Genomic DNA, 24,627 nt, shown 5'->3' on the forward strand with positions numbered 1-24,627 from the left:
GCCCAATAACATCAAGTTGTAATTGATAAGGAAAAGATCATGGCACAAGTCATCAATACAAACAGCCTGTCGCTGTTGACCCAGAATAACCTGAACAAATCTCAGTCTTCCCTGAGCTCCGCTATCGAGCGTCTGTCCTCTGGTCTGCGTATCAACAGCGCGAAAGATGATGCTGCTGGTCAGGCGATTGCTAACCGCTTCACCTCTAACATCAAAGGTCTGACTCAGGCGTCCCGTAACGCCAACGATGGTATCTCCATCGCGCAGACCACTGAAGGTTCTCTGTCTGAAATCAACAACAACCTGCAGCGTGTTCGTGAGCTGGCGGTTCAGTCTTCTACTGGTACCAACTCCCAGTCTGACCTCGACTCTATCCAGGCTGAAATCACTCAGCGTCTGAACGAAATCGACCGCGTATCTGGTCAGACCCAGTTCAACGGCGTGAAAGTGCTGGCGAAAGACAACACCCTGACCATCCAGGTCGGTGCCAACGATGGCGAAACCATCGATATCAACCTGAAAGAAATCAACTCCAAAACTCTGGGGCTGGACAGCCTGAGCGTGCAGGACGGTTATAAGACTAGTGCTGCAGTTGTAGGTGCAGGGACTTATAAGGATGGCGCTGCTATTGTTGCACCTGGTCAGGCAACAATTGATGCCGCTGCTGGCGGTACTGCGGGTACAGTGAAGGGCTTTACGTTTAAAGATGGGCAGCATTACGCCATTGTTGAAAACACTGGTGTTACTGCTACGACTACTGCTGGTGATGGCCTGTATAAGGTGGGTATTACGGCTGCTGGTGTTGTATCATTTACCGGCAAAGAGAATACCGTTACTGAAGCTGAAACTTCAGCAGTAAGTAATGTACAGGAAGTTGATGTTGCAGCAGCCAAACCAGTCACTACAGATGCAGCGAAAGCATTAGCTGATGCAGGTGTTACCGGTGCTACTGCCGCCAACACAACCTTGGTGAAAATGTCTTTTGAAGACAAAAACGGCAAAGTGATTGATGGCGGCTATGCTCTGGAAAACGGTGGCAAATACTACGCTGCTGATTACAAAGACGGCAAAATCACTGCTAAAACTGTTGCATACACCGACGATAAAGGTGTTAGCAAAGAAGCCGCTGTTCAGTTTGGTGGTGTGAACGGTAAAACTGAAATCGCTACCGTAGGTGGAAAACAGTACCTGGCATCCAGCGTAAAAGATCACAACTTCAAATCAGGTACAGCTCTGAACGAAGTCGCTACCGCGAAAACAGATAGCCCGCTGGCTAAAATCGACGCGGCGCTGGCTCAGGTTGCTGACCTGCGTTCTGACCTGGGTGCGGTACAGAACCGTTTCAACTCTACCATCACCAACCTGGGTAACACCGTAAACAACCTGTCTGAAGCACGTAGCCGTATCGAAGATGCTGACTACGCGACCGAAGTGTCCAACATGTCTCGTGCAAACATTCTGCAACAGGCAGGTACTTCTGTACTGGCACAGGCTAACCAGACCACGCAGAACGTTCTGTCTCTGCTGCGTTAATTTACGCTTACTGCGCAAACCCCGCTCCGGCGGGGTTTTTTACATTCAGCTTTACCCGTAACCCCTAAATAACCCCCCATTTCACCCACTATTCACCCGATTAAAACCCCTGCAGAAACGGATAATCATGCCGATAACTCATTTAACGCAGGGCTGTTTATCGTGAATTCACTGTATACCGCTGAAGGTGTAATGGATAAACACTCGCTGTGGCAGCGTTATGTACCGTTGGTGCGTCACGAAGCATTGCGCCTTCAGGTGCGTTTGCCGGCGAGCGTAGAACTGGATGACCTGCTACAAGCGGGCGGCATCGGGTTATTGAATGCAGTTGACCGATATGACGCTTTGCAAGGAACGGCATTTACCACTTACGCAGTGCAGCGTATTCGTGGAGCGATGCTGGACGAACTACGTAGCCGGGACTGGGTACCGCGTAGCGTTCGGCGCAATGCTCGCGAAGTGGCACAGGCGATGGGACAACTGGAGCAGGAATTAGGGCGTAACGCGACGGAAACCGAAGTGGCGGAGCGTCTGGCTATTCCTGTGCAAGAGTATCGTCAGATGTTGCTTGATACCAATAACAGCCAGCTCTTCTCTTATGACGAGTGGCGGGAAGAGCATGGCGATAGTATTGAGCTGGTGACGGAAGAACATCAGCAGGAAAACCCGTTACAACAGCTACTTGAGGGTAACCTCCGCCAGCGCGTGATGGACGCGATCGAGGCGTTGCCGGAGCGCGAAAAGCTGGTGTTAACGCTGTACTACCAGGAAGAGCTGAATCTGAAAGAGATTGGCGCGGTACTGGAAGTCGGGGAATCGCGGGTCAGCCAGTTGCACAGTCAGGCCATCAAACGTCTACGCACCAAGCTGGGTAAGCTATAGGGGGTACATTATTACCCCTGAACAATGCCGCATTACGAATTGACTACCAGGAGTTCTCATGACGGTGCAGCAATCAAAAAGACGGCCTCTAAGCCGCTACCTCAAAGATTTCAAACACAGCCAGACGCATTGCGCCCATTGCTTTAAGCTGCTCGACCGGATCACGTTGGTTCGCCGCGGGCAAATTGTGAATAAAATCGCCATCGCCCGACTGGACACTTTGCTGAATGAAGCTGAGTGGGAACAGGAAAAAAAAGAGTGGGTGGCACTGTGTCGTTTTTGCGGTGATTTGCACTGCAAAGAGCAGAGCGACTTTTTTGACATTATCGGTTTTAAACAATTTTTATTCGAGCAGACCGAAATGAGCCACGGCACGGTACGTGAATACGTTGTCCGCCTGCGCCGCCTCGGAAATCATCTGACCGAACAAAATATCTCTCACGACCTGCTGCAGGAAGGGTTCCTCGACGAAAACCTTGCCCCGTGGCTGCCGGAAACCAGCACCAACAATTACCGCATCGCCTTGCGTAAGTATGAGCAGTTCAAAGCCCATACCCATATAGGACATATGCAGAAATCCTCCTGGACAGCCAGTTCTGATATATATTAAAAACGAATAAGGTGTAACAGAGTGGTGTTTGTGGAACACAGCAAACGCTTTACACTGTAGTCATAAATGATAGTCACTAATGACAATATTCGGGGTAACTATGAAATTAGCACTTCTGGGACGTCAGGCTCTGATGGGTGTAATGGCTGTTGCACTTGTCGCCGGAATGAGCGTAAAGACTTATGCGGATGAAGGTCTGTTAAATAAAGTTAAAGAGCGCGGCACGCTGCTGGTGGGCCTGGAAGGGACCTATCCCCCGTTTAGTTTTCAGGGCGATGACGGCAAGCTGACCGGTTTTGAAGTGGAATTTGCCGAGGAGCTGGCTAAACATCTGGGTGTGAAAGCCTCGCTCAAACCGACCAAATGGGACGGTATGCTGGCCTCTCTTGATTCCAAACGCATTGACGTGGTCATCAACCAGGTGACCATCTCTGACGAACGGAAGAAAAAATACGATTTCTCTACCCCGTATACTGTGTCTGGTATTCAGGCGCTGGTGAAGAAAGGCAATGAAGGCGTTATTAAGACTGCTGCCGATCTGAAAGGTAAAAAAGTCGGCGTTGGTCTGGGTACCAACTATGAAGAGTGGCTGCGTCAGAACGTGCAGGGCGTGGATATTCGTACCTATGATGATGATCCGACCAAATACCAGGATCTGCGCGTAGGCCGTATCGATGCCATTCTGGTTGACCGCCTGGCCGCACTGGACCTGGTGAAAAAAACCAAGGATACGCTGGCCGTTACCGGTGAAGCATTTTCCCGCCAGGAGTCCGGCGTGGCGCTGCGCAAAGGCAATGAAGATCTGCTGAAAGCGGTTGATGCTGCCATTGCCGAAATGCAAAAAGACGGTACGCTGAAAGCGCTGTCTGAAAAATGGTTTGGAGCGGATGTGACGAAATAATCGTCATCCGATGAAAAAAGGCGCCTTTAACAGCGCCTTTTTTTATTTCATTGCGCCTGAACGTGCATAATAAAAAGAACATCACAACAACGAATACCGGAGGCTGTATGCCGCTGCATAACTTAACGCGCTTTCCACGTCTGGAATTTATTGGCGCGCCAACACCGCTCGAATATCTTCCACGTTTCTCTGACTACCTCGGGCGCGATATTTTCATCAAACGCGATGACGTCACGCCGATGGCCATGGGCGGCAATAAGCTGCGTAAGCTGGAATTTCTCGCCGCAGACGCGCTGCGTGACGGCGCTGATACGCTGATAACCGCCGGTGCGATTCAGTCTAACCACGTTCGCCAGACGGCGGCGGTAGCGGCTAAGCTCGGTCTGCACTGTGTGGCGCTGCTGGAAAATCCGATTGGCACCACTGCGGAAAACTATCTCACCAATGGCAACCGTCTGCTCCTGGACCTGTTTAATACGCAAATTGAAATGTGCGATGCGCTGACCGATCCGAATGCACAACTGCAGGAATTGGCGACGCGTATTGAAGCGCAAGGGTTCCGCCCGTATGTGATCCCGGTTGGGGGCTCTAACGCGCTGGGCGCACTGGGTTATGTGGAAAGTGCGCTGGAAATAGCCCAACAGTGTGAAGGCGCTGTCGCGCTCTCTTCCGTAGTGGTTGCCTCGGGCAGTGCGGGAACGCATGCCGGACTGGCCGTCGGTCTGGAACAATTGATGCCAGACGTCGAACTTATCGGCGTGACTGTCTCGCGCAGCGTGGCGGATCAAAAACCCAAAGTTGTTACGCTGCAGCAGGATATTGCCCGAGAACTGGAACTGACGGCCTCCGCGGATATCCTGCTATGGGACGATTATTTTGCTCCGGGCTACGGTACGCCAAACGAAGAGGGCATGGAGGCGGTAAAACTGCTGGCACGGCTGGAAGGTATCTTGTTGGATCCGGTGTATACCGGCAAGGCGATGGCAGGTCTGATTGACGGCATCAGCCAGAAACGCTTCAAAGATGAAGGGCCAATTCTCTTTATTCATACTGGTGGGGCGCCTGCGCTGTTTGCCTACCATCCTCACGTGTAACGACCAGGTAGAAAAACGCTAATGCATGAAAGTATCCAACTGGTGATTGATTCTCTGCCGTACCTGCTCAAAGGTGCGGTTTTTACGCTGCAACTGAGCATCGGCGGGATGTTCTTTGGCCTCGTGCTGGGGTTTATCCTGGCGCTGATGCGTCTGTCGCCGCTGTTGCCTGTGCGCTGGCTGGCGCGCTTTTATATCTCAATCTTTCGCGGAACGCCGTTGATTGCCCAACTGTTCATGATCTATTACGGTCTGCCGCAGTTTGGTATTGAGCTGGATCCCATCCCGGCGGCGATGATTGGCTTGTCGCTTAATACGGCAGCCTATGCTGCGGAAACCCTGCGTGCGGCAATCTCTTCCATCGACAAAGGGCAGTGGGAGGCGGGCGCCAGTATTGGCATGACGAGATGGCAAACCATGCGCCGGGCGATCCTGCCGCAGGCCGCGCGGGTTGCGCTCCCGCCGCTGAGCAACAGCTTTATCAGCCTGGTGAAGGACACCTCTCTGGCTGCCACTATTCAGGTACCGGAACTGTTCCGCCAGGCGCAGCTGATTACCTCGCGTACTCTGGAAGTGTTCACAATGTATCTGGCGGCCTCGTTGATTTACTGGGTGATGGCGACGGTGCTTTCCGCACTGCAAAACTATTTTGAAGAACAACTGAACCGCCAGGAGAGAGAGCCGAAATGAGTGCTATCGAAGTCAGAAACCTGGTCAAAAAATTCCATGGGCAAACGGTGTTACATGGGATCGATCTCGACGTTAAACCCGGTGAGGTCGTGGCGATTATCGGGCCGAGCGGTTCCGGCAAGACCACGCTGTTGCGTAGCATTAATTTGCTGGAGCAACCGGAGGCGGGCACCATTAAAGTGGGTGAGATTACCATTGATACCGCACGTTCGTTAACTCAGCAAAAAGGCCTGATTCGTCAGTTGCGCCAGCACGTGGGGTTTGTGTTTCAGAACTTTAATTTGTTCCCACATCGTACGGTGCTGGAAAATATTATTGAAGGCCCGGTGATTGTTAAAGGCGAGCCGAAAGCCGAAGCGACAGCGCGTGCGCGCGAACTGCTGGCGAAGGTTGGCCTGGCAGGTAAAGAAACCAGCTATCCGCGGCGTTTGTCCGGTGGGCAGCAGCAGCGCGTGGCTATTGCCCGGGCGCTGGCGATGCGACCTGAGGTTATTCTTTTCGATGAGCCGACTTCTGCGCTCGATCCTGAACTGGTTGGCGAGGTACTTAATACCATCCGTCAACTGGCGCAGGAAAAACGCACCATGGTGATTGTGACGCATGAAATGAGCTTTGCCCGCGATGTGGCCGACCGGGCGATATTTATGGATCAAGGCAGGATCGTGGAGCAGGGCCCCGCTAAATCCCTGTTCACGCATCCGCAACAGCCACGAACCCGTCAGTTTCTTGAAAAGTTTCTGATGCAATAAATTGTGCATACAGTACTCACCGATAATGTTTTTGGGTGAGTACTGCTCGCATAACTATTTATAAATATTGCTTTATTATCAACCCCCGATTCTGTTACTTCCTCTCGCCGTTGAGTAACGCTCAAGTAATTGTTCCTTTGTCCGATAATTTGCATATATAAAATACATTTATGTGTTAGCTTGTTTCATATGTTTGGATGATTATCAATCTCAGGGGCAATACCACTTAGTATGCAGGATCATGATTTCTTCACCTGGCGACGGAGCATGCTGTTACGCTTTCAGGAAATGGCGACGGCAGAGGATGTCTATAATGAATTACAGCAACAGACGCAGCACTTAGAGTTCGATTTTTACGCGCTCTGTGTTCGTCATCCCGTACCTTTTACCCGGCCCAAAACATCACTTCACACGACGTATCCCAAAGCCTGGGTGGCGCATTATCAGTCCGAGAATTATTTCGCGATTGATCCGGTGCTGAAGCCTGAAAACTTCAGTCAGGGGCATTTACCCTGGAACGACACCTTATTTCGCGATGCGCAGCCCCTGTGGGATGCCGCGCGCAATCATGGTTTACGTAAAGGGATGACGCAATGCTTAATGTTACCTAATCGAGCGTTGGGATTTTTATCGGTGTCACGTGCAAGTATCCGCAATAGTCGCTTTGCGAATGATGAAGTGGAGCTCAGGATGCAGCTTTTGGTGCGGGAAAGTTTATCCGTTCTGACGCGACTGGAAGATGATATGGTCATGGCACCAGAGATGCGCTTTAGCAAGCGGGAAAAAGAAATATTGAAATGGACCGCTGAGGGCAAAACATCTTCAGAAATAGCAATAATTCTCTCGATTTCTGAAAATACCGTTAACTTTCACCAGAAGAATATGCAAAAGAAATTCAATGCGCCAAACAAAACGCAGATTGCCTGTTACGCCGCTGCGACCGGGCTTATCTGAATAAATTATCGTTCTGAGTGTCAGACGCAGAACCGGCTGATAGCGATGCTTTCAGCCGGTTTCTTATTACTGGCGGTAGGCCTGTTTAATTTGCTTAACAGTGCTGGAAAATACCGCAGCCTGTGATTGATCTTCAATCTGTGCGATCTGTTTTTCCATTTTAAGAATCACGCGTCCTGCATCAGCTTGACCCATTGCCTGCAGCATCAGCGTTAACATGGCTTTCAGGCAGGTGACTTCATTGGCCAGTTCCTGGTTATTCTCAGCAGTGGAAAAGTCAGGCGTACTCATTTATTTTCCTCGTTATGTTTCAATGAAAAAGTGCGATGTGAAATCTTAAGGCGGCGGAGTATACCATAAGCGAGGCTAAAAATATCAGCGGTTGTTTTTTGCGCAAACAAAAGTGGGTGATATTAAAATAAACAACATGTTGCACTGCATATATTTTCTCCACTTTATGTTTATTTCGAGTATTTTCTTCGTTAATTATTGTTACAACTTTAACTGCCTGGTTCGCATTCAGCGAAGGAATATGATTTTTTTGTCACTATTATGAAACAGCTATGCAGATATAACCGTGGCCGAAGGTTGCCAGTACTGAATGTTTCCACCCGTCGTACAATCTAATTTCCAAAAACGAGAGCAAAATCGAAAGTCGGGCGTTTTTTACATTTCAAAGTTGAGATAAAACCCGTTAACATAGGACCGATTAACTATCGGTAGCGTTATCCCTATTCTGGAGATATTCCTTTGATCAACGTTTTTCTTGTTGATGACCACGAACTGGTGCGCGCAGGGATACGACGCATTCTTGAAGATATAAAAGGCATTAAAGTTGTCGGTGAGGCGTGCTGCGGTGAAGATGCGGTAAAATGGTGTCGCTCAAATTCCGTTGACGTCGTGCTGATGGACATGAATATGCCCGGTATTGGTGGCCTTGAGGCAACGCGTAAAATTGCGCGTTCAACGGCTGACATTAAAGTGATCATGCTGACGGTCCATACCGAAAACCCGTTGCCTGCAAAAGTCATGCAGGCAGGAGCTGCGGGCTATCTCAGTAAAGGGGCTGCGCCCCAGGAAGTTGTGAGTGCGATTCGTTCGGTTTTTTCCGGCCAACGATATATTGCCTCCGATATCGCTCAGCAAATGGCGCTCAGCCAGATTGAGCCTGAGAAAACGGAAACCCCGTTTGCCAGTTTGTCTGAACGTGAGTTGCAGATTATGCTGATGATCACCAAAGGTCAGAAGGTCAATGAGATCTCAGAACAGCTGAATCTTAGTCCTAAAACGGTGAACAGCTATCGCTATCGAATGTTCAGTAAATTAAACATTCACGGCGATGTTGAGCTGACTCATCTGGCAATTCGCCATGGCCTGTGTAATGCGGAGACATTAACAAGCCAGTGACCGATCAGTTTGATGCCAAAGCGTTCCTGAAAACCGTGACCAGTCAGCCCGGCGTGTATCGTATGTATGATATCGCCGGGACGGTCATCTACGTCGGGAAAGCGAAAGACCTGAAAAAAAGGCTTTCCAGCTACTTCCGTAGCAACCTCGCGTCGCGTAAGACCGAAGCGCTGGTCGCGCAAATACAGCAGATTGATGTCACGGTAACGCACACCGAAACCGAAGCGTTACTGCTTGAGCACAACTACATCAAGCTGTATCAGCCGCGCTACAACGTTTTGCTGCGCGACGATAAATCCTATCCTTTTATTTTCCTCAGCGGCGATACCCATCCTCGCCTGGCGATGCATCGTGGTGCTAAGCATGCCAAAGGCGAGTACTTTGGACCGTTCCCTAACGGTTATGCTGTACGTGAGACGCTGGCGCTGCTGCAGAAAATCTTCCCTATACGTCAGTGCGAAAACAGTGTTTATCGCAATCGCTCGCGTCCTTGTCTGCAATATCAGATTGGTCGCTGCCTCGGTCCGTGTGTCGCGGGTCTGGTGAGTGAAGAAGAGTATGCGCAGCAGGTTGATTACGTTCGTCTGTTCCTGTCCGGGAAAGACGATCAGGTATTAACGCAACTGATCGCCCGGATGGAAAAGGCCAGCCAAAATCTCGAATTTGAAGAGGCTGCCCGCATTCGTGATCAAATTCAGGCCGTACGCCGCGTGACTGAAAAACAGTTTGTCTCAAATACCGGAGACGATCTGGACGTCATCGGCGTGGCGTTTGACGCTGGCATGGCCTGTGCGCACGTTCTGTTCATTCGCCAGGGGAAAGTGTTAGGCAGTCGCAGCTATTTCCCGAAAGTACCGAGTGGAACAGAACTCGGCGAGGTCGTCGAAACCTTCGTCGGACAGTTCTATTTGCAGGGAAGCCAGATGCGCACCTTACCCGGTGAGATCCTGCTCGATTTTAATCTTAGCGATAAAACCCTGCTGGCGGATTCTTTGTCTGAGCTGGCCGGGCGGAAGGTTAACGTTCAGACGAAACCGCGAGGCGATCGCGCTCGTTATCTGAAGCTGGCGCGAACCAACGCGGCGGTGGCGTTAACCACGAAGCTTTCCCAGCAGTCGACCATTACCCAACGTCTGACGGCGCTGGCATCGGTACTTAAGCTACCGGCAGTAAAACGCATGGAATGTTTTGATATCAGCCACACGATGGGCGAGCAGACGGTAGCCTCCTGCGTGGTATTCGATGCCAATGGCCCGCTGCGTGCAGAATATCGCCGCTATAACATCACCGGCATTACGCCGGGTGACGATTACGCGGCCATGAATCAGGTTCTGCGTCGGCGTTACGGTAAGGCGATTGAAAACAGTAAGATTCCGGACGTCATATTGATCGACGGCGGTAAAGGTCAGTTAGGGCAGGCGAAAGCCGTTTTTGCGGAGCTGGATGTTCCCTGGGACAAACAGCACCCACTCTTGTTGGGGGTGGCAAAAGGGGCCGATCGTAAAGCCGGCCTGGAAACGCTGTTCTTTGAGCCGGAAGGTGAGGGCTTTAGCCTGCCGCCTGATTCGCCTGCATTGCACGTTATCCAGCATATCCGCGATGAATCTCACGATCATGCGATTAGCGGGCACCGTAAAAAACGGGCGAAGGTGAAAAGTACCAGTACGCTTGAGACCATTGAAGGCGTTGGTCCAAAGCGTCGGCAGATGTTGTTGAAATATATGGGCGGTTTGCAAGGTCTTCGTAACGCGAGTATCGAAGAAATTGCAAAAGTGCCGGGTATTTCGCAAGCTCTGGCAGAAAAGATCTTCTACTCGTTGAAACATTAGGCCCTCTGTAGCAACATAGGGGTAATTTCACTGACAACAGATAGTTATCCGTCATATGCAATTTAATATCCCTACGTTGCTCACGCTGTTTCGCGTCATCCTGATCCCATTCTTTGTATTGGCTTTTTATCTGCCATTCACCTGGGCTCCCTTCGTTTGTGCGCTGATCTTCTGTATTGCGGCGGTCACCGACTGGTTTGACGGTTTTCTGGCACGTCGCTGGAACCAAAGCACCCGTTTTGGTGCCTTCCTCGATCCGGTTGCTGATAAAGTGCTGGTGGCTATCGCGATGGTGTTGGTGACCGAACACTATCACAGCTGGTGGGTGACGTTGCCTGCCGCCACGATGATAGCGCGTGAAATAATTATCTCTGCGCTGCGTGAATGGATGGCCGAGCTGGGTAAACGCAGCAGTGTGGCTGTGTCCTGGATCGGTAAAGTGAAAACCACTTCGCAAATGGCCGCGCTCGCATGGTTGCTGTGGCGTCCAAATATCTGGGTAGAGTACGCCGGGATCGCACTTTTCTTCGTCGCCGCGATACTGACTTTGTGGTCAATGTTCCAGTATTTGAGCGCTGCATGGGGAGATTTGCTTGAACAGTGATCGTTTCGGCGCAAATTTCAGCAAACGATCGTCAGTGGTGAAAAATATCGTTGACTCATTGCGTCAGGTAAGTAGAATGCAACGCATCGAACGGCAGCACTGATTGCCAGACGATAACAAAATCAAGTGATTAACAAACTTACTTGGTGATGCGGGAATAGCTCAGTTGGTAGAGCACGACCTTGCCAAGGTCGGGGTCGCGAGTTCGAGTCTCGTTTCCCGCTCCAAATTAAAGACATCGGCAATAGCGGATGTCGGCTGTAAAGCCAGAAGATTTCGGCGCGTTAGCAAAGCGGTTATGTAGCGGATTGCAAATCCGTCTAGTCCGGTTCGACTCCGGAACGCGCCTCCAATTTCTTCCCGAGCCCGGATGGTGGAATCGGTAGACACAAGGGATTTAAAATCCCTCGGCGTTCGCGCTGTGTGGGTTCAAGTCCCACTCCGGGTACCATGGGAAAGAACAGAATAATCAAAGCAATAAGCAGTGTCGTGAAACCACCTACGGGTGGTTTTTTTGTTTTTGTACTCAATGTTCACCATTGTTTCGCCATTCAGCTTCGCCATAAAAAGAGGGCATTACTGCCCCCCAACGACCGGAACAACAGATATTTTGCGGTTATATCTTGCGGTCTGCGAAGCATTTTTGTGGCCTGATATTTCTTGTTTCTCATGCAGCGTTCCTTCCAGATCAGATATCCCCTTAGCTTTCAGATCATGAAACGTGAAGTTAAATTCGAGCTCAGGAAATTTTTCAGCGGCTAACTTTTTCGCTTTCATCCACTGAGCATTAAATGCATCTCGGGTGTAACGAGAACCTGACTGCTGGTGGAGCACGTACAGGCTCACCATGCCGCTGTTTAACGGAAGGGAATCTGCCAGGGTGATCGCATTCGATAGGCGCACAGTCCAAGCCTTAATCTGGCTCACGGCCGTCTTGCTTTGCTGAATTAGAATACCTTCATCAAGTATCTGACTCTTTTTTAGATCAAGAATGTCACCCTGACGTGCGCAACATAAATAGGCTAACTCCATGGCAATCTTCACCGGTACTGACGAAACGCTAAATAGTGCTTCATATTCTTTATCCGTGACGTAACGGGTGCGTGCCTGTTCCTTAAATTGCTTCACACCTTGGCATGGATTCATCTTCACTTTGCCACGCTCATATGCCCACCTAAACACCCTCGACATAAACGCTTTCTCTCGGTTTGCCTGAACTCTGCTCTTAACACCTCGCTTATCCATATATTTTCTGATGTGCTCTGGCTTGATGTTATCCGGCTTCATTTTCCCGAAGACAACATTTACCTTTGAACCGTATTTTCTGTAGTCTTTACGTGTTTCAGTTGCTAACTCGTGGAAATCACCGGAATTAAAGAACTCTTCACAAAGTGCGTTGAAGTTCGTACCAACCTTTAAATCGTTTATGAAGTTTTCGTAAGCTGCCCATACCTGCGATTTTGTTAGATCAGGATTGCACAACCTGATGGTACGACCATCTGTTGTACGAAACTCATAAGCAGATTTTCCCCGGCGAACGCGGGGAGGCATCCAATTATCCTCAGGGTTTTTACGAGCTCTAGACATTACATATCCTTAAAGTTTGGTTCTTCTTCCTCTGGATTACTCACTATCAACTTAAGGCCAACCGGGTTTGATACATGATCCCATGTTGTTCCTGGTCTGCCGTCCTTACGTGGGATAAAAAATACTCCACTCTCCCTGAGAGCTTTGCACTGTAGGGAAGGGCGACGATAACCAGTTAATTGATAGAGGTCATCTGGAGTAAGAAAACGTTGGATTTGTCCGCTCATAGATAGTTCTCCACTTAAACCGGCTGCACCCGGTTACTTCATTCTGTAAGCACACGATGAACAACCGTGACGGGTTCCATCGTTGCAATTGCGACATAATGGACTTTCTTTCGAACTCTTCCCATTTAGCTGACGAAGTATCTCTACTGGCACCATTACCGGCATTGGTACATGAATCACCATGCTTCTGAGTTCAGCAATTTCATTTGCCTGTTCGAACACTCTCGCCTTACAGTATTCGGCTTCAGATCTCCACCATGCCACATCCGATTTAAGGCGGCGCAAGCGCCGCTGTTTAAGTTTGCTGGCCATATTCAACCGCCGAACATCCACTGATTATTTGCATGTGCTTGAAAACGGCATGATGTATCTGGAAGTAATAATTCTTTAACTACCTGACCATTCTCCACAAAGTAGTAATCGGAATCGGTCACGTTGTTTATGAAAAATGCCTCCCGTTCTTGGTCGCTAAGGGTACTAATTATTTTCATCACTTTTTTACCAATCGGACGATAATCAGGATCAACCCCGGCGAGCATCGCAGCAGCATAGTTATGATGACCGTCCATAAGGATAGTGTATTGCTGACCGCGCAAAATCACGGGATACACAGAGACAATGAATCGCTTAAATCGTATGGCGCGTTCAGCGACCTTTGCTTTATCAAGATAGCGTTGACTGCTGATTAGCTTTCCCTTGATCACGACTTCACCTCCTGCTGAGGTTCTGCTGGCAGTGACATCCAGTGAGTTGGTTTGCAATAAACGCCACCACCATTCGGAAGCGATGCAAACCTAAACCATCCCTCTCCTTCATTCCGCTCCATGTAGGCAACCATCTGCTCTTTCTTATCGGCGCAGTAAACCTGAACGTCAACATCGCGTTTCGGCATCCGCTCGCTTACCGGAATCCAACCATCCGGAGTTACCGGAGAGTTGCCAGCCTGGAGAATAGATTTCAGCGCTGCCCTTGGCATTGCCGACCAGGCAAGAAATACGTCTGGCCTGTCGACATCTTCTGTCGGGAGAGTGTTTTCGATTTCGTTCAGCGCATCACTTAGCTTCTGAAATGCGTCGTCTGGAACAGCGTGGCACTCTTCGCCATCAACATCTTGCTGACAGCTATCATCTGCGAGTTCGAATGCGGCCCCGCAAACATTGAGCAGCATTTCAATAACGCGACGGTGTTCTGCTGTTACGCAATTCTCCGGCACTACTGCCGCTGGCTGCGGGGAGGCCCAGAGCTTATTGACGCCATCCGGCAGATTATTAAAATCAAACGTACTGCCCGGAATCCTGCCAGCTTGAATCCAGTCGTCTCCGTCAACCTCGATGAAAAATACTGGCTCTGCGTTCCTCGATGCTAGCACCTCATCAATCACATTCAACATATCAGCGAGAATGTAAGCTCTGTTCCCGCCGTTTGAGTACTGGTTATCATGCAGTAGGTGTTCACGTATCTGGTGCAGGCGATCGAGTGATACAGGACCGTGCGCCGGGTGGTTGTTAGTTTTCATGCTGCATGCTCCTGTTTGCGCTGCGCTACCGGGTTAATCCAGAGGCATTCGGTGCGTACTTTCGTACCTCGCCCTGCGCTGATTTGTGATGTTTTTTCTGTCTTACTCCAGCCAGTTAGCATGTCGTTATAAACCTCAGTGTCATACCCACTTATCATCACCATGCCTGTCATCGTTCTGGCCACAGCGAGCAATTGTTCATGGCCTTCAACGGTCATTTCGTGGTTGTAATAGCGATTACCCTGTACTCGCGTTTCCGGCACATATGGCGGGTCGATATAATGGAGCGTTGTCTCTGCGTCATGGGCTCGCATCACCGCCAGTGCGTCTTTATTCTCGATAATGACACCCTGCAGGCGCTGACATATCGCAGCCAAATTTGCCGGATAACGTTCCCACAGGTGCGAAGCAGTAGCGTATTTGCGCTTGCTGTCACTGCGGAATCCTGACTGACCTCCGATACCAGCAGCAGAACCAAAACCCATACAAGCACGCACAACCATTCGGCGGGCACGTTCTACCGGATCGGATGTCGCCTCTCTCGCAGCGCAAAATTCATCGCGGGAATATGGCGTCAATGCGCAGGTATCCTGCAGGTGTTGGTTCAGTTCCGGGTCACGAAGGACGCGGAACAGGTTTACCACCTCACCATCAAGATCGTTATAAACCTCTGCATAGCTGCGTGGCTTTTGCAGTAACACTCCTGCTGCGCCGCCGAATGGCTCTACATAGCAAACATGCTCTGGCATCTGATCGATAATCCATGGTGCCAGGCGGAACTTACCACCGTGATAACGAATTGCGGGATGTTTGATCGGCGCATGTTTGTTGAGTGCTGTCATTGGGCTGCCTCCTGCTTGTGCTTGAATGCCCATTTACGGAAAGCTTTCTTCATGTCGCCTTTGGTATAGCGCATACCACGGCGAGGATTGTGCCGGGAGTTGCGCACCCGTTTTTCAAACGCTGCACTAAACAAACATCCGGTAGCGTCCTCCATGTTCATAAAGACGCTAACGACACGTTTCACACCGTACTGAACGAGCACTACCGGCTTTATCTTCTCAGGGTGTTTCCATGCTTTTTTGTCACTGAAAAGTGCCATTCGCATGTAGGTGCGAAAGTCATTCGACTTATCACTAGACTTCATCTTACGGAGATAAACAGCTCCTTTACGGTACTTGCTCATAGCGCGGCTCCTTTGCGAAGTTGGTCGGCGAAGTCAGAGCAGTAGTGATGCAAATCAATAGTGTCTTCAATGCTGCCCCCCACTTCAGCAATGGAATCTCTTAGCATCTCCACGCCCTGCGCCCGCACTTCAGCCAGGAAAGCGTCCGTAGCTGGGGTAACTATCGGCATATAATGCGAGGCATCTATAAATTCATCAGGCATATCGTCATCATGATCCCCATCAAATACGTAGCAGCTACCAGAAATGAATCGACTTAACGTTTTGCATTCAACAGCCAGCTCCCTGCACTTGCTCTCGGCGTTAGCGAGCTGTACTGCAAGGTCTGTGAGTTTCAGTTCAAGATTGTGAATAGTCGCGTCTGCTGCACGGAACTCGCGCTGGGATTCCGTTAAATTTGAGCAGGCGTTTTGAATTGAGTAGGCCAAAATTGCAGTATCACGATCATCTGATTCTTCAGCTTTAACCTGCAACTGAACCGCCAGGCTGAAGAGATCAGCAATTTGAGTTTCTGTCATACGGTTATTGATCGTTTGCATTGGCATGTACCTGCTGAAGTTTGTGTTGTTTAACGAAGTGGGCCACTGCTTTAGACTGGCTGGCGACAATTTTTTTATCGCCTAAATCCAGGGTGACGTTCTTCCCGCGATAAATAATCGCAGAGCCAATTTCCTTACCATCGAGCATCACATACAGAGTTCTGCCACGGACTTCTGTAGTTGGAATAGGTTGCGACAGCCTGTAAGTCTCACGTGCTTCTGAAATGGCTTTGTGTTCGTCGATAATTTCAAGCGCTTCAGCCAGTGCCGTGCCTTGCAAAGTGAATACGCCTTCATCGCTGATCGTCGCCATGGACATTAACTCCACGAAACGGCGAGCACTTTTAATGTTGAGTTCCGGAGCGATAGAACTGCGCGTAACCTTTGTTTTCCCCTGGGCGGCGGCTACGGCTTTATCGTGCTGGAGAACTTCACCAGCCTGTTCGCCAAACTCGCGAACGCGGTCAACAGCAACATCAACAGACACGGCTCCAGATTTAACTTCCTGCTGAACGTCATAATTAGCGGTACTCAGAGTGAGCAACTTCTCAACGGTCGCTACAGACTTATTGACCAGCTTTGCAATCTCGCTGGTGGTCTGGTTGAAAGCGTTATGAAGCTCCTGAATAACAGCAGCCTGTTCAATATCGGAAAGGGGGAGTTGGTTATTACTGGTCATGATGCGAGCCAGACGCTGAACATCGTTACCGTTAAACGGCATGATATGAATGCGGTCTACTGGCTTACCAGCTTCAGCACAACGTGCATAGCAACGGCGACGGCGGTGGCCTTCAACAACCCACACTCCACCTTCATCACGTGCGATAACCTCCAGAGGAGGAACGGTGCCGCCGTTCATCAGATAGTTAAACAGGTCGTCATCTGCCTGGCGGGTGCGTTCGTCGTCCTCACGCTTGTTGAAACCTTCACGCACGTGGATATGTTCAAGGCTGATAAACATCCCTGTATCGGTGCGCTTGATGGTCCCGTCTACGGGCTGCGTCGATCAACTGTTCTCTGGTCATGCGTGGTTGTAACTCAGTGACGTTCTGTGTGGTCGTCATGGTTAGTTTCTCCGTGTTATATGCGCCCTGCACGGCGCTGAATTTTGGTTGCACGAATCCCTCGCCAAAAGGCGAATAAAAGTTTGGGTTTCGTTTCAGTAAATGCCCCATCAAACGGTGCTTAGCGCAACGGGTTGCTCCATCGTTATTATGCTGTCGTGTTAAATAGCTACCAAGATAGGTAGTGAGTAGCTATTTAACTACAGCAATGATTAGAGTAATCTGGATATCCTAATGCATTTATTTTTAAGGTTTTTTTGTGGCTGGTGAAAAGAAATTAAAAATCCCATTCGATACCAATAAAAACTATTACAGTGGAATTCGTGGCATTTTGAGCGGTATTGTTTGCTCTATGATCGGTGTTTATATTACTGGGCTATTTAGTGGAGCTATTAGCGTTGAACAGATTTTTAAAATGCCAATAGGCATCATCAGTGCTTGGGTCGCTTTGTGTGCTTCACTGTGGGCGCTATCATATAGGTTTGAAGATAGGGTTATATTCACATCTGGCCGTAATTGGGATTGTCCTAGAACAGCGAACTTTTTTTTATTTTTGCTTTACATAATGATAGGTGTCTTTTGTTCACTCATATTCGAGGCCTTTCTGAAGGGGAGTGCCTCCCGCTCCTTATATGTTTCAATGGCGGGTTTTTTAGTTTTCTTACGACTTTTTTGTTTCTTCAGCATTAAGAATTATGCTCAAATACAAAGCAAATCTGTTGATGAAACTAACCATAAAAAATAACCTGTATTAATAGGATATCCAGATTGTTAAAGAGCGAAGCGTCCAGTAGGGCGCTTTTTTGTTACCTGCGAATCATCCGGTTATTCATATGCCACCGGCGGCTACTACGTGGGCGTCCTGCCTCTTCGCTGTTGATGATTAAAATCTAACTTAACTTAGCTTTTAGATCAAGAAAAAAACACCAAACTATTCTTAGCTTGATGTTTAAAGGAAGATTAGGAGTGGGTTAAAGCTCGTACTGAACGCCTTTGACAACACCGATGATCAGGCAATTCCCATTGATTGGAATGTTCGGATAACGTGGATTTAAGGGAACTAAGAACTTTTGAGGCCCATCAATGACAAGTTTTTTCACAGTAGCTTCATTTGTCCCATCAAGCCTAGCCACTACTATCTTTCCATGAACTGGCTCTGCATCAGGATCTACGATTACTGTCGCACCTTCAGGAATTGTTGGTAACCCATTGGGATTTGTCATTGAATCTCCTTTTACCTCTAAAGCAAAGGAGCTGTCCCCTATCCTGAGTGATGTTTCTACCCACTTATCTACTTCACTGAACAGTTCTGCTGCTTTACATTCCGTAAACTGTCCTGCTTGAACCCATGATATTACCGGGATTCTGCGCATTTTTGTTATCAGGGTACCCTCAAACTCAGTACCGTAAAGTATGTAATCTATTGATGTATTGAAAAATTTAGCAAGTTTCGATAGTGATTCACCACTTGGCACATTGACGTCTTTTTCCCAATATCCAACCGCTACATCACTGACACCACAGAACTTACCTAATTCCTTCTGCGAAGTTTTGGTTATTCGTCTGAGTGATTTGATGCGCTGACCGACAGTTTCCATTTGAACACCATCAAAAAAATTAAAAGACTAAGTAATCTTAGTTTTTATTGACCAAAGTTAGATTGGTTATTAATATCTAATTAAACTTAGCTAAGGAGGCATTATGACAACCGATGACATTGAGAACTACTTCGGCAGCACTGAGAAGGTTGCCGAATTTTTTGGAATCACAAGTGAGGCTGTTTACCAATGGCGTAATAGATCTGGTCGCCTTATCCCGAAAGGACGTGCAGCTGAAGCAGCCTATCGAACGGGAGGGAAATTGGTTTTCTATCCCGACCTTTATGAAAAGCGTAGTGAAGCTCCAGAAAAACTAAAACCACAGGTCGAAGGAGCAAGCCGTGGGTAACGAACCTATTTGGAAAGTCGAACGTCAGCCAGCCTGGCTGGTGGCTGCGATAAAAAAGACGATCACCGATCTACCTGGTGGTTATGCCGAAGCTGCGGAATGGCTGGGGGTAACAGAGAACGCGCTTTTTAACCGCCTCCGTGTGGATGGGGATCAAATCTTCCCTATGGGGTGGGCGATGGTGCTACAGAAAGCTGCTGGTGTTAGCTACATAGCTGATGCGTTTTCTCGTCAAACCGATAACGGCATTCATATCCCTGGCGTAGCACCAGAAACAGAGAACGAGGAGATTGGCTTAAAGCTGGCTGAGCTGGTGGGCAGGCTCGGCGATTTAGTCAACGCATACCGTCGATATATCGATGATGGCGTGGTTGATAAAGGGGAATGGGACAGCCTGAACGAAATAGCCTACCAGTTCCGGGTAACCCTTATGACGTTCCTGAACCTGATTTCACGTGTTTATTGCCTTCCAGAAAAGAATGAAGCCCGCGAGTGTGCAGCTCCGGGCTCCGTGGCGTGTCGTATCAGTGGAGAAACTAACGCATGAACAGTTTAACGGCAAATAACCGTCTTCCGCAACTCCGTGGAATTCCAGTGCATGGAACCTCGTTGTTTCGGTATGAGCGCATGGTATCAGGTCGGTGGATTCCTTGTAACCACAGTAGAGCTATCGCAATTGTGGGTGTGTTCCAGCGGAGGGCGAAACGCATATGCGAGCACTCAACAGACGGTTTAAAGACAGCTACGGAATCCCTGTTAGGGTTATCCGGTGGGAACCAGAAACTCAACGGGTTATATACCTGCGCGACGGATATGAGCATGAGTGCTTCAGTCCTCTCGAACAGTTTCAGCGTAAATTCAGGGAAATAGAGGGTCCGAATGAGCCTGTTAATGACATCCCGACCAATAGTGATAAATCCTGACCTTGCGTACAGCATTGGCCTGAATGAGGCGATTGCATTGCAGCAGATTAACTACTGGCTGAAAGAAACAACGTCTGGCATGGAGCGTGACGGTGTTCGCTGGATTTACAACACGACTGAACAGTGGCTGGAGCAGTTCCCGTTCTGGTCTGAGTCAACTCTGAAGCGTACCTTCACCCGCCTGAAGACACTCGGTGTGCTCAAAATTGAGCAACTGAACAAGTCTCAACGAGACATGACCAACTTCTACACGATCAACTATGAAAGCGAGCTTTTAGATGAAGTCAAGGTGACCGAATCGAAGAGGTCAAAATGCACTGTTCCATCAGGTCAAAATGACACGATGGAAGAGGTCAAAGTGACACGCTCCATCAGGTCAAAACGAACCGATGTCATCAGGTCAAAATGCACTGATGATCCTACAGAGAATACAACAGAGAGTACTACAGAGAATAAAACCCCTTCTTGTCCGGAAGCTTCGCAACCGGACGCTTCGGTTAATCCAAATGATTTTCTGTCTCGTCATCCAACAGCGGTGGTTTTCAGTGCAGCAAAACGTCAATGGGGAACTCAGGAAGATTTAACCTGCGCAGAATGGATCTGGGGAAAGATTATCCGACTGTACGAACAAGCCGCTGAGTCTGATGGTGAACTGGTTCGCCCTAAAGAACCTAACTGGGTTTCCTGGGCTAACGAGGTTCGTCTGATGTGCACTCAGGATAATCGCAATCACCGCCAGATCTGCGAGCTGTACGGTCGTGTAAATCGTGATCCCTTCTGGTGCAAAAATATTCTCAGTCCTTCGAAGCTGCGTGAAAAATGGGATGAGTTGTCTCTGAAGTTATCAGCGTCAGCCAGCAAACATGAGGTTCGAGAGGACCCAATGTTTAAATCCAAATACGAGTGCGATACACGCATTCCTGAAGGATTCAGGGGGTAGCTATGAGCATTCTGAAAACGGTCCAGATGTTTATTGCCATGAATCCCGGCTCAACGACCAGGGACATCATCGAAGGTCTGACCCAATTCAGCCAGGACAGGCTCCAACTCGCCGTTTGCCGCCTGTATGGTTCTGGGCTGGCAACGCGCAAACGCGACGGGCGACAATTCCGTTACTACGCGGAACCGCCAGCAGATTGCCACTTCGAAGTGTTTGAACCAACTCCTGAAGTCAGCGCCCTGATGGAAACGGCGAAAGGTCTGGAGTCGAAAGGCCTCTTTCATCGTGCCGCGACGATTTACATGGAGGCGTTCAGCGCATCAGCCATTGAATCAGAGCGAGCAGCAATACTGGCAGAACGTCAGCGCTGTCTTGGTCTGGCTAAGCCAGCAGTTATTGCCGAAGACGGGTGTTATCTGGCTGGTCGATTTTCGGGAGGCCGTTAATGAGCTATTCACTGATTTACGCCGATCCGCCGTGGGAATACGGGAACACCATCAGCAATGGTGCAGCGGAAAACCATTACGGCACGATGAAACTCATCGACATTAAACGCCTGCCTGTCTGGGAGCTGGCTGCGGAAGATTCCGTTCTGGCCATGTGGTTCACCGGTACACATACACGTGAAGCGATCGAGCTTGCCGAAGCGTGGGGATTTAAGGTCAGAACCATGAAGGGATTCACATGGGTGAAGCTTAACGCACTGGCAGAGCAGCACATCAATAAAGCGCTACAGGCTGGTGGAGTAGAGGGCTTTTACGACTTCCTCGACCTGTTGAACGCTCAAACACGAATGAACGGTGGTAACCATACCCGCGCCAATACCGAGGATCTGCTAATTGCCACCAGAGGGAAAGGTCTTGAGCGTCAGAACGCCAGCATAAAACAGGTTATCTACAGTCCACTCGGCGAGCACAGCCAGAAGCCTGCAGAAGCGCGTTACCGTCTGGAGCAGTTATACGGCGATGTGTCACGCATTGAGTTGTTCAGCCGCTGCGCTGCACCTGGTTGGCACCACTGGGGAAACCAGTCTGTTAAACCAGACCTGCATCTGATTCCGGGCAGCGTAATGCATATCGACTGGGCGAAAGGAGTAGGCGCATGAACCAGGAAACTAAGAACGCCATTCAGGCTCAGGCCAAACGTTGCAGCGACGAGATCAGAAAAGCAATGAAGGTGAAGCCTAAACCTAACTGGAACGAGACAGTACCGCCGATCCTGAAGAAGCATCACGAGAAGATAAGGCCGCTGGGGGTAACCCTGCTGGAGTTCGTAGGAAAAATAGGGCGCATGAACGGGCGCTTTGGAGTGGAATCATGATGAAACTGGTACTCCCATTTCCACCCAGCGTGAACACCTACTGGCGTGCTCCTAACAAGGGGCCGCTGGCTGGCCGTCACCTCATCAGTGCCAAAGGTAGGGCATACCAGAGCGCAGCATGCGTGGCTATCGTTGAGCAACTTCGCATTCTCCCTAAGCCGTCATCATCACCGGCATCAGTAGAGATTGTGCTCTATCCACCCGATGAACGCCGCCGCGACATAGACAACTACAACAAAGCGCTGTTTGACGCGCTTACACATGCAGGCATCTGGGAGGACGACAGCCAGGTGTGACGCATGCTGGTGGAGTGGGGACCGAAAGTACCTGGTGGACGGGTAGAAATATCGATCACTAAATGTACCAATGGCGGGTGCAGTCGCCTGATAAGTGGAGACAGAGCATGCAACAGATGAGCATAACAGTAACGTGTCCGACCCATCATGCAGCGACAGTAGGGCAGCAGATCACCATGTCCAGCCGTGAGATTGCGAAGCTGGTCGACTCCCGGCACAGCAATGTCTGCGTAACGATAGAGCGCCTCATGAATTCCGGTGTGATTGGAGGGTATGCTGCATTGCAGTACACCCATCCCCAGAACGGGCAGACCTACCATCACTACGAAGTGAACAAACGAGACAGCTACGTAATCGTTGCTCAATTATCGCCAGAGTTTACCGCCAGACTTGTTGACCGCTGGCAGGAACTGGAGAGCAACGGTGGAATGGTTGTTCCCCGTTCACTTCCTGAGGCCCTGCGCCTTGCTGCTGATCTGGCAGAACAGAAACAGCGCCTGAGTGAAGAACTGGCAGTGGCCGCACCGAAGGCCGAGTTTGTAGATCGTTATGTTACGGCTACTGGGTCAATGACATTCCGACAGGTTGCCAAGCTGCTTAATGCCAAAGAGCCGGAATTTGCGATGTTCCTGATTGAGAACGGCATCATGTACCGGCTTAACCGTGTTCTCACGCCAAAGAGCAAGCATATCGAAGCAGGGCGCTTCGAGGTGAAGACGGGTACGACAAACCAGACAAATTACGCGTTCAATCAATCCCGCTTCACTGCCAAGGGTGTTCGCTGGATTGGTGGCCTGTGGGCAGAGCATATTGCTAAGGGGCAGGTAGCGTGAGGGCATTACTGACACCTGAAGTGGCACCAATGACCGGGGTAGTGATATTTCGCCCAGGCAGTGAACTGATGCATCTGTTCAGACGTGGGCGTGTTCTAATTGAACCACAGGCAGAGTCAATGGCTGAGTTACCGTCTGGCATGCTGCCGGAGACTGCTCAGGAGCTTCAGAACGATCCGTTGATGCGTAATGTCTTCGAAAATAAGAAGGTCATACATCGAGCTGGTGGACTGAATTCACTGGATGCCTGGCTCGAAAGAAAACTGGAATGTCAGTACCCACACAGCGAGTGGCACGATCGCAATTACACCATCACCCGGCATGCGCCTGGCTCAATTCGCACGTGCTGGGGCTGTGACTTAAAAATTCGTGATCAGTTCACTGAAGGTCTGGCGGGTATAGCCCATGAAAACCTGGTATCCTGGCTACTGAAGGTTGTAAACGGCCAATTAGGTTTCAGTGAGGACCATGTTCTTACACTACCGGAGTTTTGCTGGTGGATGGTCAGGAGCGACCTGGCTGATGAGATACCTGAAGCCGTAGCACATAAAGCCCTTCGTCTGAAGAAAGAGTCGCACCAGTCGGTAACACGTGAAAGCGATATTGTTCCGACAATACCCGCGCAACAACAGGTACAGGAGAAAGCGAAAAAGATAGTGGCGATGAAGGTAGACCCGGAGACGCCGGAATCCTTCATGCTTAAACCCAAGCGTCGCCGCTGGGTGAATGAGAAATACACGAGATGGGTTAAGGCCCAGCCGTGTGTCTGCTGTAACAAGCGAGCTGACGATCCCCACCACCTGATTGGCCACGGGCAGGGTGGAATGGGTACAAAGGCACACGACCTGTTTGTGATTCCTCTGTGCAGAGAGCATCACGACGAGTTGCATGCTGATCCTGTGGCATTTGAAGCGAAATACGGTGACCAACTGGTCTTGGTGTTTCGGGTTATAGATCGTGCGCTGGCAATCGGCGTGCTTGCATGAATAGTGGAGA

General features: G+C 49.7%; 32 protein-coding genes, 3 tRNA genes and 2 pseudogenes. 25 read left to right on the forward strand and 12 right to left on the reverse strand.

Features of this window, described 5'->3' with window-relative positions:
• Window positions 1-39 precede the first annotated feature (39 nt).
• The 8 genes from WHR59_RS09185 to sdiA all read left to right on the forward strand — a co-directional run bounded on the left by WHR59_RS09185 (window position 40) and on the right by sdiA (window position 7,413).
• On the forward strand, window positions 40-1,533 hold the full coding sequence (locus WHR59_RS09185) for a FliC/FljB family flagellin (RefSeq protein ID WP_213733618.1): 1,494 nt from the start codon (window positions 40-42) through the stop codon (window positions 1,531-1,533).
• Between the two features lie 162 nt (window positions 1,534-1,695).
• Window positions 1,696-2,415: an RNA polymerase sigma factor FliA gene (fliA, locus tag WHR59_RS09190; RefSeq protein WP_016153479.1), complete on the forward strand. Its 720-nt coding sequence runs from the start codon at window positions 1,696-1,698 to the stop codon at window positions 2,413-2,415.
• Window positions 2,416-2,473: 58 nt separating this feature from the next.
• Complete coding sequence (gene fliZ, locus WHR59_RS09195; RefSeq protein ID WP_043016774.1) at window positions 2,474-3,025, forward strand: flagella biosynthesis regulatory protein FliZ; 552 nt, start codon at window positions 2,474-2,476, stop codon at window positions 3,023-3,025.
• A gap of 100 nt (window positions 3,026-3,125) precedes the next feature.
• Window positions 3,126-3,926 carry a cystine ABC transporter substrate-binding protein gene (gene tcyJ, locus WHR59_RS09200; RefSeq protein ID WP_043016773.1) on the forward strand — a complete coding sequence of 267 codons (801 nt, stop codon included), beginning with the start codon at window positions 3,126-3,128 and terminating at the stop codon, window positions 3,924-3,926.
• A gap of 107 nt (window positions 3,927-4,033) precedes the next feature.
• Window positions 4,034-5,020, forward strand: a complete 987-nt coding sequence (gene dcyD / locus WHR59_RS09205) for a D-cysteine desulfhydrase (RefSeq protein WP_338843855.1) — start codon at window positions 4,034-4,036, stop codon at window positions 5,018-5,020.
• A gap of 21 nt (window positions 5,021-5,041) precedes the next feature.
• The gene (gene tcyL, locus WHR59_RS09210) at window positions 5,042-5,710 is read left to right on the forward strand and encodes a cystine ABC transporter permease (RefSeq protein WP_003030474.1); all 669 of its coding nucleotides are present in this window, start codon (window positions 5,042-5,044) and stop codon (window positions 5,708-5,710) included.
• Window positions 5,707-6,459 carry an L-cystine ABC transporter ATP-binding protein TcyN gene (gene tcyN / locus WHR59_RS09215; RefSeq protein WP_003030477.1) on the forward strand — a complete coding sequence of 251 codons (753 nt, stop codon included), beginning with the start codon at window positions 5,707-5,709 and terminating at the stop codon, window positions 6,457-6,459. Before tcyL ends, tcyN begins: the two co-directional genes overlap by 4 nt.
• Window positions 6,460-6,690: 231 nt before the next feature.
• Window positions 6,691-7,413: a transcriptional regulator SdiA gene (gene sdiA, locus WHR59_RS09220; protein WP_043016771.1), complete on the forward strand. Its 723-nt coding sequence runs from the start codon at window positions 6,691-6,693 to the stop codon at window positions 7,411-7,413.
• 66 nt (window positions 7,414-7,479) lie between these two features.
• On the opposite strand, the gene WHR59_RS09225 is transcribed toward sdiA, so the two are convergent.
• From WHR59_RS09225 to WHR59_RS24470, 3 genes and pseudogenes are all read right to left on the reverse strand, one after another.
• Complete coding sequence (locus tag WHR59_RS09225; RefSeq protein WP_043016770.1) at window positions 7,480-7,704, reverse strand: DUF2594 family protein; 225 nt, start codon at window positions 7,702-7,704, stop codon at window positions 7,480-7,482.
• Window positions 7,701-7,814, reverse strand: a complete 114-nt coding sequence (locus WHR59_RS09230; protein ID WP_101706132.1) for a hypothetical protein — start codon at window positions 7,812-7,814, stop codon at window positions 7,701-7,703. The genes WHR59_RS09225 and WHR59_RS09230 overlap by 4 nt, the downstream gene beginning before the upstream one ends.
• Window positions 7,784-7,867 (reverse strand): annotated as a pseudogene (locus WHR59_RS24470) (hypothetical protein); the annotation flags it as partial. The pseudogene WHR59_RS24470 and the gene WHR59_RS09230, both read right to left, overlap by 31 nt.
• 296 nt (window positions 7,868-8,163) lie before the next feature.
• On the opposite strand from WHR59_RS24470, the gene uvrY reads away from it, so the two are divergent.
• From uvrY to WHR59_RS09260, 6 genes are all read left to right on the forward strand, one after another.
• Entirely contained in the window at window positions 8,164-8,820 is a 657-nt protein-coding gene (gene uvrY / locus WHR59_RS09235; RefSeq protein WP_003834023.1) for a UvrY/SirA/GacA family response regulator transcription factor, read from the forward strand.
• Window positions 8,817-10,649 carry an excinuclease ABC subunit UvrC gene (gene uvrC, locus WHR59_RS09240; protein WP_338843857.1) on the forward strand — a complete coding sequence of 611 codons (1,833 nt, stop codon included), beginning with the start codon at window positions 8,817-8,819 and terminating at the stop codon, window positions 10,647-10,649. The genes uvrY and uvrC overlap by 4 nt, the downstream gene beginning before the upstream one ends.
• Before the next feature lie 55 nt (window positions 10,650-10,704).
• Window positions 10,705-11,253, forward strand: coding sequence for a CDP-diacylglycerol--glycerol-3-phosphate 3-phosphatidyltransferase (gene pgsA, locus WHR59_RS09245; protein WP_043016768.1), 549 nt, complete (start codon window positions 10,705-10,707; stop codon window positions 11,251-11,253).
• Window positions 11,254-11,404: 151 nt separating this feature from the next.
• A tRNA-Gly gene (locus WHR59_RS09250) sits at window positions 11,405-11,480 on the forward strand.
• 51 nt (window positions 11,481-11,531) lie between these two features.
• Window positions 11,532-11,605 (forward strand) — tRNA-Cys (locus WHR59_RS09255).
• A gap of 12 nt (window positions 11,606-11,617) precedes the next feature.
• Window positions 11,618-11,704 (forward strand) — tRNA-Leu (locus WHR59_RS09260).
• A 125-nt stretch (window positions 11,705-11,829) separates the two neighbouring features.
• Here WHR59_RS09260 and WHR59_RS09265 read toward each other — a convergent pair.
• The 8 genes from WHR59_RS09265 to WHR59_RS09300 form a co-directional block, all read right to left on the reverse strand.
• The gene (locus WHR59_RS09265; RefSeq protein WP_338843859.1) at window positions 11,830-12,840 is read right to left on the reverse strand and encodes a tyrosine-type recombinase/integrase; all 1,011 of its coding nucleotides are present in this window, start codon (window positions 12,838-12,840) and stop codon (window positions 11,830-11,832) included.
• On the reverse strand, window positions 12,840-13,067 hold the full coding sequence (locus WHR59_RS09270; RefSeq protein ID WP_072034363.1) for a DUF4224 domain-containing protein: 228 nt from the start codon (window positions 13,065-13,067) through the stop codon (window positions 12,840-12,842). Before WHR59_RS09270 ends, WHR59_RS09265 begins: the two co-directional genes overlap by 1 nt.
• Before the next feature lie 314 nt (window positions 13,068-13,381).
• The gene (locus WHR59_RS09275) at window positions 13,382-13,771 is read right to left on the reverse strand and encodes a chromosome partitioning protein ParB (protein ID WP_338843862.1); all 390 of its coding nucleotides are present in this window, start codon (window positions 13,769-13,771) and stop codon (window positions 13,382-13,384) included.
• Entirely contained in the window at window positions 13,768-14,583 is an 816-nt protein-coding gene (locus WHR59_RS09280) for a DUF551 domain-containing protein (protein WP_338843863.1), read from the reverse strand. The genes WHR59_RS09275 and WHR59_RS09280 overlap by 4 nt, the downstream gene beginning before the upstream one ends.
• Window positions 14,580-15,425: a DNA adenine methylase gene (locus WHR59_RS09285; RefSeq protein WP_338843864.1), complete on the reverse strand. Its 846-nt coding sequence runs from the start codon at window positions 15,423-15,425 to the stop codon at window positions 14,580-14,582. The genes WHR59_RS09280 and WHR59_RS09285 overlap by 4 nt, the downstream gene beginning before the upstream one ends.
• On the reverse strand, window positions 15,422-15,769 hold the full coding sequence (locus WHR59_RS09290) for a hypothetical protein (protein ID WP_338843866.1): 348 nt from the start codon (window positions 15,767-15,769) through the stop codon (window positions 15,422-15,424). The genes WHR59_RS09285 and WHR59_RS09290 overlap by 4 nt, the downstream gene beginning before the upstream one ends.
• Window positions 15,766-16,308, reverse strand: a complete 543-nt coding sequence (locus tag WHR59_RS09295; RefSeq protein ID WP_338843868.1) for a hypothetical protein — start codon at window positions 16,306-16,308, stop codon at window positions 15,766-15,768. Before WHR59_RS09295 ends, WHR59_RS09290 begins: the two co-directional genes overlap by 4 nt.
• Entirely contained in the window at window positions 16,292-17,269 is a 978-nt protein-coding gene (locus tag WHR59_RS09300) for a chromosome partitioning protein ParB (RefSeq protein WP_338843869.1), read from the reverse strand. The genes WHR59_RS09295 and WHR59_RS09300 overlap by 17 nt, the downstream gene beginning before the upstream one ends.
• Before the next feature lie 362 nt (window positions 17,270-17,631).
• On the opposite strand from WHR59_RS09300, the gene WHR59_RS09305 reads away from it, so the two are divergent.
• Window positions 17,632-18,117: a hypothetical protein gene (locus tag WHR59_RS09305; protein ID WP_130714748.1), complete on the forward strand. Its 486-nt coding sequence runs from the start codon at window positions 17,632-17,634 to the stop codon at window positions 18,115-18,117.
• 226 nt (window positions 18,118-18,343) lie between these two features.
• Here the strand turns inward: WHR59_RS09305 and WHR59_RS09310 are convergent, their stop codons facing one another.
• Window positions 18,344-18,970 carry a LexA family protein gene (locus WHR59_RS09310; RefSeq protein ID WP_087051396.1) on the reverse strand — a complete coding sequence of 209 codons (627 nt, stop codon included), beginning with the start codon at window positions 18,968-18,970 and terminating at the stop codon, window positions 18,344-18,346.
• 103 nt (window positions 18,971-19,073) lie between these two features.
• Here WHR59_RS09310 and WHR59_RS09315 point away from each other — a divergent pair, with 103 nt between their 5' ends.
• The 10 genes and pseudogenes from WHR59_RS09315 to WHR59_RS09360 all read left to right on the forward strand — a co-directional run bounded on the left by WHR59_RS09315 (window position 19,074) and on the right by WHR59_RS09360 (window position 24,617).
• A complete protein-coding gene (locus WHR59_RS09315; RefSeq protein WP_087051397.1) occupies window positions 19,074-19,319 on the forward strand; it encodes a Cro/CI family transcriptional regulator in 246 nt (81 codons plus the stop codon).
• Window positions 19,312-19,866: a YmfL family putative regulatory protein gene (locus WHR59_RS09320; protein ID WP_087051398.1), complete on the forward strand. Its 555-nt coding sequence runs from the start codon at window positions 19,312-19,314 to the stop codon at window positions 19,864-19,866. The genes WHR59_RS09315 and WHR59_RS09320 overlap by 8 nt, the downstream gene beginning before the upstream one ends.
• 163 nt (window positions 19,867-20,029) lie before the next feature.
• On the forward strand, window positions 20,030-20,242 hold the full coding sequence (locus tag WHR59_RS09325) for a DUF4222 domain-containing protein (RefSeq protein ID WP_072052166.1): 213 nt from the start codon (window positions 20,030-20,032) through the stop codon (window positions 20,240-20,242).
• Window positions 20,199-21,182, forward strand: a complete 984-nt coding sequence (locus tag WHR59_RS09330) for a hypothetical protein (protein ID WP_087051399.1) — start codon at window positions 20,199-20,201, stop codon at window positions 21,180-21,182. The genes WHR59_RS09325 and WHR59_RS09330 overlap by 44 nt, the downstream gene beginning before the upstream one ends.
• A 2-nt stretch (window positions 21,183-21,184) precedes the next feature.
• On the forward strand, window positions 21,185-21,628 hold the full coding sequence (locus WHR59_RS09335) for a hypothetical protein (protein ID WP_087051400.1): 444 nt from the start codon (window positions 21,185-21,187) through the stop codon (window positions 21,626-21,628).
• Entirely contained in the window at window positions 21,628-22,287 is a 660-nt protein-coding gene (locus WHR59_RS09340; protein ID WP_338843871.1) for an MT-A70 family methyltransferase, read from the forward strand. The genes WHR59_RS09335 and WHR59_RS09340 overlap by 1 nt, the downstream gene beginning before the upstream one ends.
• Entirely contained in the window at window positions 22,284-22,502 is a 219-nt protein-coding gene (locus tag WHR59_RS09345) for a hypothetical protein (RefSeq protein ID WP_088583026.1), read from the forward strand. Before WHR59_RS09340 ends, WHR59_RS09345 begins: the two co-directional genes overlap by 4 nt.
• Window positions 22,502-22,918: pseudogene (locus tag WHR59_RS09350) on the forward strand (RusA family crossover junction endodeoxyribonuclease). The gene WHR59_RS09345 and the pseudogene WHR59_RS09350 overlap by 1 nt, the downstream one beginning before the upstream one ends.
• On the forward strand, window positions 22,915-23,631 hold the full coding sequence (locus WHR59_RS09355; protein WP_088583161.1) for a phage antirepressor KilAC domain-containing protein: 717 nt from the start codon (window positions 22,915-22,917) through the stop codon (window positions 23,629-23,631). Before WHR59_RS09350 ends, WHR59_RS09355 begins: the two are co-directional and overlap by 4 nt.
• On the forward strand, window positions 23,628-24,617 hold the full coding sequence (locus WHR59_RS09360) for a DUF968 domain-containing protein (protein ID WP_088583024.1): 990 nt from the start codon (window positions 23,628-23,630) through the stop codon (window positions 24,615-24,617). The genes WHR59_RS09355 and WHR59_RS09360 overlap by 4 nt, the downstream gene beginning before the upstream one ends.
• The last annotated feature ends 10 nt before the right edge of the window (window positions 24,618-24,627 follow it).

This window comes from Citrobacter europaeus (genome assembly GCF_037482245.1).
Lineage (GTDB): Bacteria > Pseudomonadota > Gammaproteobacteria > Enterobacterales > Enterobacteriaceae > Citrobacter > Citrobacter europaeus.

Coding starts and splice junctions, on each gene's coding strand:
- WHR59_RS09185 (WP_213733618.1), top strand. CDS start 40: ATGGCACAAGTCATCAATACAAACAGCCTGTCGCTGTTGACCCAGAAT.
- fliZ (WP_043016774.1), top strand. CDS start 2,474: ATGACGGTGCAGCAATCAAAAAGACGGCCTCTAAGCCGCTACCTCAAA.
- tcyJ (WP_043016773.1), top strand. CDS start 3,126: ATGAAATTAGCACTTCTGGGACGTCAGGCTCTGATGGGTGTAATGGCT.
- dcyD (WP_338843855.1), top strand. CDS start 4,034: ATGCCGCTGCATAACTTAACGCGCTTTCCACGTCTGGAATTTATTGGC.
- tcyL (WP_003030474.1), top strand. CDS start 5,042: ATGCATGAAAGTATCCAACTGGTGATTGATTCTCTGCCGTACCTGCTC.
- tcyN (WP_003030477.1), top strand. CDS start 5,707: ATGAGTGCTATCGAAGTCAGAAACCTGGTCAAAAAATTCCATGGGCAA.
- sdiA (WP_043016771.1), top strand. CDS start 6,691: ATGCAGGATCATGATTTCTTCACCTGGCGACGGAGCATGCTGTTACGC.
- WHR59_RS09225 (WP_043016770.1), bottom strand. CDS start 7,704: ATGAGTACGCCTGACTTTTCCACTGCTGAGAATAACCAGGAACTGGCC.
- pgsA (WP_043016768.1), top strand. CDS start 10,705: ATGCAATTTAATATCCCTACGTTGCTCACGCTGTTTCGCGTCATCCTG.
- WHR59_RS09265 (WP_338843859.1), bottom strand. CDS start 12,840: ATGTCTAGAGCTCGTAAAAACCCTGAGGATAATTGGATGCCTCCCCGC.
- WHR59_RS09270 (WP_072034363.1), bottom strand. CDS start 13,067: ATGAGCGGACAAATCCAACGTTTTCTTACTCCAGATGACCTCTATCAA.
- WHR59_RS09280 (WP_338843863.1), bottom strand. CDS start 14,583: ATGAAAACTAACAACCACCCGGCGCACGGTCCTGTATCACTCGATCGC.
- WHR59_RS09285 (WP_338843864.1), bottom strand. CDS start 15,425: ATGACAGCACTCAACAAACATGCGCCGATCAAACATCCCGCAATTCGT.
- WHR59_RS09290 (WP_338843866.1), bottom strand. CDS start 15,769: ATGAGCAAGTACCGTAAAGGAGCTGTTTATCTCCGTAAGATGAAGTCT.
- WHR59_RS09295 (WP_338843868.1), bottom strand. CDS start 16,308: ATGCAAACGATCAATAACCGTATGACAGAAACTCAAATTGCTGATCTC.
- WHR59_RS09300 (WP_338843869.1), bottom strand. CDS start 17,269: ATGTTTATCAGCCTTGAACATATCCACGTGCGTGAAGGTTTCAACAAG.
- WHR59_RS09310 (WP_087051396.1), bottom strand. CDS start 18,970: ATGGAAACTGTCGGTCAGCGCATCAAATCACTCAGACGAATAACCAAA.
- WHR59_RS09315 (WP_087051397.1), top strand. CDS start 19,074: ATGACAACCGATGACATTGAGAACTACTTCGGCAGCACTGAGAAGGTT.
- WHR59_RS09325 (WP_072052166.1), top strand. CDS start 20,030: ATGCGAGCACTCAACAGACGGTTTAAAGACAGCTACGGAATCCCTGTT.
- WHR59_RS09330 (WP_087051399.1), top strand. CDS start 20,199: ATGAGCCTGTTAATGACATCCCGACCAATAGTGATAAATCCTGACCTT.
- WHR59_RS09335 (WP_087051400.1), top strand. CDS start 21,185: ATGAGCATTCTGAAAACGGTCCAGATGTTTATTGCCATGAATCCCGGC.
- WHR59_RS09340 (WP_338843871.1), top strand. CDS start 21,628: ATGAGCTATTCACTGATTTACGCCGATCCGCCGTGGGAATACGGGAAC.
- WHR59_RS09345 (WP_088583026.1), top strand. CDS start 22,284: ATGAACCAGGAAACTAAGAACGCCATTCAGGCTCAGGCCAAACGTTGC.
- WHR59_RS09355 (WP_088583161.1), top strand. CDS start 22,915: ATGAGCATAACAGTAACGTGTCCGACCCATCATGCAGCGACAGTAGGG.